The 7,260-nt window shown below is 67.2% G+C and carries 4 protein-coding genes and 2 pseudogenes; 2 read left to right on the top strand and 4 right to left on the bottom strand.

Annotation, left to right across the window (positions count from 1 at the left end):
• Positions 1-302: 302 nt before the first annotated feature.
• Positions 303-1,424 (bottom strand): SGNH/GDSL hydrolase family protein, encoded by a 1,122-nt coding sequence (locus ACIRP7_RS41720; protein ID WP_403671020.1) that lies wholly within the window; start codon positions 1,422-1,424, stop codon positions 303-305.
• Between the two features lie 601 nt (positions 1,425-2,025).
• Here ACIRP7_RS41720 and ACIRP7_RS41715 point away from each other — a divergent pair.
• Together ACIRP7_RS41715 and ACIRP7_RS41710 are read left to right on the top strand one after the other, a co-directional pair.
• Positions 2,026-2,921 (top strand): annotated as a pseudogene (locus tag ACIRP7_RS41715) (IS5 family transposase).
• Positions 2,922-3,043: 122 nt separating this feature from the next.
• The gene (locus tag ACIRP7_RS41710; RefSeq protein ID WP_403671003.1) at positions 3,044-3,229 is read left to right on the top strand and encodes a hypothetical protein; all 186 of its coding nucleotides are present in this window, start codon (positions 3,044-3,046) and stop codon (positions 3,227-3,229) included.
• 9 nt (positions 3,230-3,238) lie between these two features.
• Here the strand turns inward: ACIRP7_RS41710 and ACIRP7_RS41705 are convergent.
• The 3 genes and pseudogenes from ACIRP7_RS41705 to ACIRP7_RS41695 form a co-directional block, all read right to left on the bottom strand.
• Positions 3,239-4,689, bottom strand: a pseudogene (locus ACIRP7_RS41705) (NF041680 family putative transposase).
• 373 nt (positions 4,690-5,062) lie between these two features.
• The gene (locus tag ACIRP7_RS41700; protein ID WP_403671000.1) at positions 5,063-5,599 is read right to left on the bottom strand and encodes an IclR family transcriptional regulator C-terminal domain-containing protein; all 537 of its coding nucleotides are present in this window, start codon (positions 5,597-5,599) and stop codon (positions 5,063-5,065) included.
• Positions 5,600-5,663: 64 nt separating this feature from the next.
• Complete coding sequence (locus ACIRP7_RS41695) at positions 5,664-7,106, bottom strand: non-reducing end alpha-L-arabinofuranosidase family hydrolase (protein ID WP_403670997.1); 1,443 nt, start codon at positions 7,104-7,106, stop codon at positions 5,664-5,666.
• Positions 7,107-7,260 lie beyond the last annotated feature (154 nt).

Below are 7,260 nucleotides of genomic sequence, written 5' to 3'. Positions count from 1 at the left end.
CCGCTACGAGCGCAAAGCGGAGCACTTCCTGGCTTTCACCAGCATCGCCTGCACCCTCATCTGCTACCGCAGACTTACCAAATGAGATGATGTCTTATCCACCGGCACCACATCGGTCAGCAGCTGGTGGGCGTAGGAGGGGGGGATGGAGAACACCCTTGTGTGACCGTGCCCATCGCGCTGTGCCTTGCGCAGCAGAGCGAGCCCCGCCCTCCGGGCTGCCCGGTCGTCCGTAGCCGGGCAGCAGGCCCCCCGCGACATCGCGGGCGGCCTGCTGTCGTCCGGGATCTACCGACTGACTGTCAGCTCTCGTCGGTCGTACGGCGCCTGCGCGCGACGTAGACCGCGGCGCTGCCGGCCGCCACGACGGCGAGACCGGCACCCGCGAGGACGGGGGTGCTGCTCGACGCGCCGGTTTCGGCGAGGTCTCCGTTCGTGGACGGCTGGTTCGCCCCCGTGTCGCTGCCGCTGCCGCTGCCCCTGCTGGTGCCGGGCTCGGGCGTGGCCGAGTCGTCAGGGGTGGGGGTAGGGGACGGACTCGCACCGGGCACGTCGTTGTCGGCGAGCTGCGCCGCGAAGGCGCCGGCGATCAGCTTGTGGCCGTCGGCGTTGGGGTGGGGGTCCTTCTTCGTGCACGCCCAGGTCAGCTGGCAGATCTTGGCCACGTTGGCCGGCACCTCACCCGCGCCGGGCACGTTGACCTGGGTGGTGAAGTCGTCCGAGGAGAAGGCCCCGGCCACGTCCGCCACCTTGAAGCCGGTGGACTTGTACACCTGGGTGATGCCCGTGTTGGCGGCCCCGACCAGGGGTGCCGACTCCTTGGCGGCCTGCTGACCCGCGGCGCCCAGCAGCCAGGTCGCCAGGAACGGGTTGTAGTACGTCGAGCCCACGAACTGGGTGTTGTTCGTGCCCGCCTTGCGGAGCGCGCCCGCGATCTGGGCGATGTTCTTCGCCATGGTCTGGCTCCGGCTGTTCAGGCACGCCCCGTCGAGGGTGCCGGCGGGGCCGACGCAGTTGAGGAGGATGTCGTTCGCGCCCACGCTGAGGGTCACGTAGGCGACCTTGCCGCGGTGCTGGGCCAAGGCCTGCAGGGCGGCGTCCAGTTGGGACTTGGCGTGCGGGTAGTCGCACTTGCCGCCCTTGATCAGAGACTCGGTGGTCTCAGCGGTGCAGCCGAGGCGTATGTGCTTCAGTCCGGGGGTGCGCTGCTTGAGCTGCGCGTAGAGCTGGTCGGTGTAGGCGAGGTCGGTGTCCTTGTCCACGTCCGGCTGGTAACCCGTGGTCAGGGAGTCACCGAGCGAGATGTAGTACGTGGCGTCCTTGCCGTTGCTCACCTCGCCGGCGATGGCCGGTCCGGGCGTGCTCAACGCGATCGCCGCAGCAGAGATGGCCAGCCCGGGGCCGAAACGCTCGAGGAATCTCATCACTTGGTGCACTTTCAGTTGTTTGGGGGGTCCGAAATGCCGATCAGCATGGGGTGAGACATGACGGGAAGCAGCGCAACTCAGCCGCCACGGTTCCCGGGCACCCGAAGAAGGCCTTTCTGAGAAGCCTAGATGGGATGTATGCCGCCGATGAGATTGCGGGTTCCGCCCGGGTTGTTTCGGGTGCGGGCGTCAATCTAGGGGGATGGCCACCGGCTTGGCTGTGGGAAGGCCGACAAAGTGACGGATCCTCTGACACGTGTAACGGCCAAAATGATCCCATCAATTCACACTTGGTGACGGGACCCGTTGGTAGCCTGTCTGTCGGTGATCGACTGGGGAGGAATTCTCCTCTCAGAACAGGCGCCGAGAGGTCGTTTTCGCCTCACTTAGGTGTATATCTCATAAATTGCGAGTCGTGGCGGTCTGATGCTGGTGAGGTTGTCGGCACGAGTGGGGCCTTGAGAGCCGGACGGGGTGATGTCTGGGGCGGGACGCGACGTGCGCCTGTCTCATTCCAAGACGCCCGGTTCCATGCCGTGCTTCCACGGCCGAAGATGCACACCTGGGCGCACTCGGCTCGGAGCGGTACGCCAAGGTCATGAGTGAGCGGCGACGTCCGTATCCGAGTGATCTGTCCGATGCCCGCTGGGAGTTGATCGAGCCGGTTCTCGCGGCCTGGCGCTTCGAGCGCCGCGGCCGGGCCCTGGACTTCGGCCGGCCGCCCGAGCACGACCTGCGCGAGATCATGAACGCGATCCTCTACGTGGACCGCACCGGGGTGCAGTGGCGCTACCTGCCACACGACTTCCCGCCCTGGGAGACGGTCTACGGCTACTTCGCGAAGTGGCAGAAGGAAGGGGTGTTTGCCCAACTCAACGGCGTGCTAAGGGAGTTGCTTAGGAGAAAGGAGGGCTGGGCCGGAATGCCGAGCCCTCGGCCTGCGTAATCGACGCGCAGAGCGTGAAGACCTCCACCAGCGTCCCCGTCGTGAGCCAGGGCACGGACGCAGGCAAGAAGATCGTCGGCCGTAAACGGAGCATCGTCACCGACACGCTCGGCCTGCTTCTCGCGGTGCTGGTCACCGCAGCCAGTGTCCAGGACTCCGTGGCCGGCACCCAGCTGCTCGACCAGGTTGCCGCCGACCATCCCGGCATCCGCAAGGTGTGGGTCGATGGCGGTTACCGCCAGCACCTCGTCGAGCATGCCGCCACCTTGGGCATCGACATGGAAATCACCGCCCGCAAACCCGGGACCAGGGGATTCACCCCGATGCCGAAACGTTGGACTGTTGAGCGAACATACGGCTGGCTGATGCTCCACCGCCGCCTGGCCCGCGACCACGAGACCCTCCCGGCCCGCTCCGAGGCCATGATCCACCTGGCCATGACCGACCTGATGGCCCGCCGCCTCAGAACACCATCTCCTGGCGCGACCCGACATCACCGGATCACATTCGCACCCCAAGATGAAACAACGGGAGAAAACGACCTCTGAGCCTGTGCTTTAACCAGCGGTCGCATCGCAGCCTGCCCCGCGCGGTTCGGCCCCCTCCGCCGAAGGTAGGTTGGCTTCTGTCGGCGGTGGCTGATTGACGTAGTGGCGCGAAGGGGGCTGGTGTGACGCACGAGATGGACATCAAGGTCGGGACCAACGTGCGGATTACCGGTGGACCGTTCACCGACTTCACGAGCCCCGTCGTGGCTGTTGACCATGTTCGGGGCCGTGTCGAGTTGACGGTGGATATCTTCGGCGACGCGACCAGGATCGACATCCCCTTGTCGGATGTCGTGAGGACTGTCTGATCTTGCCCCTCAGGGTCTGATCCGGTCGCGTTCGCTGATGGTCTCCGGGCGCCGGACGGTTTTGCCCACGTCGTAGCGGGTGGCCAGTCGCTGGTTCTTCGACCCGAGGGGCCTGCCGGGGCCCGGCCGCGATGGTTTCGGCGCACGGGTCGGGCAGTGCAAGGCCGGGCGGAGGTTTCTGAACCCCCGGCGGACCCGGGCCGGGGTGAGCTTGTTCGGTTCCATCGAGCGCTCCCAGGGCCGACGGACATCTTCGGAGAGTGGACGGGCGAGCCGTAGCTGGGTATGCGCGTCGATGATCAACCACGTCCACCGGTCCGCCGCTGCCTGGTGCGGAGCTTCGGCCGGGTCCAGCCGAGGGTCTGCTTGGTCATGCGGAACGTGTGCTCCAGGTCGAAGCGTCGCAGGAACGCCTGCCAGCGCAGATCGACGCCGGCGCTCGTCAGGCCGGTGGCGGAGGACCACAACCACAGCGGCAGCGGATCTCCGCCGCCGGGCAGGCGGTCCACCTCAAGGCGTATCAATGTCCCTTCGATGATGGGCAGTTCGCCGTCGTGGTCGATCCATGCGGAGCGGGTAGTGAGCCGGGGATGGATACGGTCCCAGGCCGTCGCCCGGGCGGTCCCCTAGCGGTCGGTGACCTGGACGGTCTCTGCGTCCGGCTCGCTCCAGGTCTCGGGCTTGGCGAAGCGGAACTCCTTGCCGTGCTTGGGAGGCCGCCCGCCCTGAGGGTAGGCCCGGGAGTACTCCAGCTGGGTGGGTGTCGGGCGGCGCATGACGCGGTCCGAGCGCATCCGTCCCAGGACCTCAACAGGCAGTCCGTCGAGCAGGTAGGCCATGCGCGGGGCGTCGTAGCCGGCGTCGAAGACAACCAGGATGTCCGGATCGCCGTCGCGCCAGCTTCCGCCGGCGATCAGGTCCTCGACCACGCGGCGAACCTGGGCGGCGGTGACCTCGGCGACGTCGTCCTCGGGGCCGAGCCGCACCGCGTCCAGCAGCCGGCACCAGGAGGTGCGGCCCGATTCGAGAGCGGCGACGAACGAGTACGGCCAGCCCGGGATCATCAGGTGCTGGTCCCGGCCGCGACCGTGGTGTGGCAGAAGAGCCTGTCCGGGCTGCACTCGGCGTCCGGCCGCGGCCAGTTGCACACATCCACAGCCAGGACCAGCCGGCCGTCGGCCGCCTCGGGCTGGGGCAGCGCGGCCAGCGTCCGCCGCAGCTGTCCGGCATCGACGCTACCCCGGTTGAGAGCCCCGTACAGCGCGCCGTGCCCACGCCGGTGCTCGGGCGTCAACGACAACTCCACCGGGGACCGCACCGGACCGTCCGCGCACAACAAACGCGTCCGCGAGCTCGAACAGCTCGTCAGGCCGCGCAGTCAGGCACGCGAAGAAGTCCTCCCGGAAGTGTGACGCTTCAGCGAACGCCTCCCGCCGGACATCGTGGTGCAGCACACTCATTCCTCGCGGCCTTCGTCGTGGTCAGGCGCGTCCTTGGTCGGAGCACAGGATCAGACGAAGGCCGTGTCCACGTCCGGCGAACACCCGGATGAGCGGCTCCGTTCGACACGCCGTTCGAGGCCAAAGGAAAAGCACAAGCTGAGGCATCTGCTCTTCGCTGATGGCGCGTTTGCCGGATTTGCCGGGAGGCAGGCGCGCCCGGCTTGGCTGGAGACGTGCGGCGGTCACTGACCTGCCGTGCACAAGCCGTCATCAGTTCCAGGCCGGACACGCGGTGGAGCCGCGCGGGGTGATGACCCGCTGGGCATACACGCCGAGGGCGCGCGCGATGCCGGCCGGCTCCATCTCCGCCACCCCGGGCCAGCACCGCTCATCAAAGACGCTGCCGGGCACGGGAGATACCCCGAGCAGCCATCCGGACCACGGGAACGACGGCATGGGCGCTCGACTCGCTGGGCACGATGACCGACGGCGCCGCGACCACCGCACCCTCGGCTCCGCGTATCGGAGCGGCGATTCCGAGAGCCTCTTGATGGACGCGTCCGGGGCAATAGGCGTATCCCTGCTGCCGGGCCTCGGCCAGGACCGCACGCAACCGGGTGGGCTCGGCCGGAGTGGCCGACGTGTAGGCGATCAACGGGCCCGAAGGGACAGCTTCCTTCAGGGATGTGGGGCCGTAGGCCAGCAGCACCAGTCCGCTGGAGGATGCGTGCAGGGACAGGCGCCCAGCGATTCGGGTGTAGTTGATCACCACGTTGGGGGCCGAGAGCCGTTCCAGGAACAGGACATCCTCGGTCGAGCAGGACGAGGCCGCCACCATCCGGGTTCTCCACGTGGCGGCGGGCTCGGCCTTGCACCGAGCCCGCCGCTCCAACTCCACTCCTTCCTGATCGCTTGCTGTGACGCTCACCCGGTCCGGCGTACGTCGTTGCCCGCGAGCGTCACGACCACCAGGACCTGTGTCACGCCACCGGCTAGCGCTGCAGTGTCAGCACGCCCGGCCGGTACGGCAGGAGGCCGTAGTCCATGCCGTCGGTGCTGGGGTCGCGTCCCTGGTAGAGGAACTGCAGATTGCAGGGGTCGATGGTCTTGGTCTGGTCGGGGTTGGTGCGAACCAGATCGCCGTGGCTGATGTCCCTGGTCCAGGCCGTCGCGCCGCTGTTGGCACTGCCGGCGAAGGGGCTGGTCACGGTGTCGGCCCCGGCCTGCGGTGTCCACGTGCCGTCGAGGCTGGTGGCCGTGAACGCGCGGAAGTAGCGGCCATACCCTGTGTAGTTCTGGGCCTCGACGATCATGAGGTACTGGTTCTGGCCCTGGACCTTGTAGACCTCCGGCGCCTCGAACAGGTTGAGCGGCGTGTCGCTCATGATCTTCGTGAACGAACCGAAGGTGCCCGGGAAGTTGCCGATGGGCATGCTGGCGCGGTAGATGCTGCCCTCGTCGTCGGCGAAGAACATGTACATGTTCGTGTCGTCGCCGATGAGGGTCACGTCGAGGGGGCCCCCCTTCGGGAGGGTGCCCGTGAACAGCTCCTGCTGCGCGGACCAGCCGTTGGGGTTGGTGGGGTCACTTGAGGTGCGGTAGCCGAAGCTGTATGGCCAAGCCCCGTTGTAGGCGAGCACCCAGAGGTTCTTCGGGGCGAAGTAGAACAGCGTCGGCGCGATGCCGTCGAAGGGGATCGTGTTCTGGGTGGCGGTGGCCATGTCGGACCAGTTCGTGAAGGGGCTGAAGGTCGTCAGTCCCCAGCGCCCGTCGTCACCGGCGAGGGTGTTGTGCGTCGTGGCATAGACGATGTGCTTGCCGTTGTAGACGACGCTGGTGAAGTCCTTGAGCGAGGCCCAGCCCGCCTTCGGCTCCGCCAGCGGGCCGGTCGATGTCCAGCGGTAGGTCGACGGAAGAGCACACACGTGGTTCGCTCCTGACAGGCCGGTCCACTTCTGGTTGGTGCCGCCGTGGCACGACCAGATCTGCACTCCTGTGCCGTTGGATTTGCCCCAGCCCGCGGCTTCCAGGCAGAGTCCGGACCGCACGCCGACGATCGTGCCGTCGGGGTTGACCCGCCACTGCTGGTTGTCGCTGCCGTTGCACGTCCAGATCTGTACCGGCGTGCCGGACGTGGTGGCGCCGCCCCGGACGTCCAGGCACTTATTGCCGTAGACGGTCAGCTGGTTGCTGTCCGTCAACGTCCACTGCTGGTTGGTTCCGCCGTGGCAGTCCCAGATGTGCACGTTCGCGCCGTCGGTCTGGCTGAAGCCCGACACATCGAGACACTTGCCGGAATCAACACCGCGCACGTCGCTGGTGGTGGCCGCCTGAGCCGGGCCGGCGACGAGCAGCGCCGCCAATGCGGCCAGGGCCGCAACCGCTGCGGCGAACACCACCGACGGACGTCTGCGGCTGAAACTACGACTGCGCATAAGGACCTCGTCATCCCTGAGCGAGCGACTCCGGTCTTCCCCGTCAGGGGCTGCCCGGATGCCGACATGGTGCATCCTTGTCCGATATACCGAACAAGGGTCGAAGTGCCGATCGAGAGAATGCTAGACATCCCATGAAACACGTCAACACTTC

It is taken from the genome of Streptomyces sp. NPDC102270, assembly GCF_044766405.1.
Lineage (GTDB): Bacteria > Actinomycetota > Actinomycetes > Streptomycetales > Streptomycetaceae > Streptomyces.
Note: the sequence above shows the minus strand (reverse complement) of the source record. Positions and strands in the feature narration are given on the sequence as shown.

What these genes read in the sequence shown, in the direction of transcription:
- ACIRP7_RS41720 (WP_403671020.1), bottom strand. Translation starts at nt 1,424, where the DNA reads ATGAGATTCCTCGAGCGTTTCGGCCCCGGGCTGGCCATCTCTGCTGCG.
- ACIRP7_RS41695 (WP_403670997.1), bottom strand. Translation starts at nt 7,106, where the DNA reads ATGCGCAGTCGTAGTTTCAGCCGCAGACGTCCGTCGGTGGTGTTCGCC.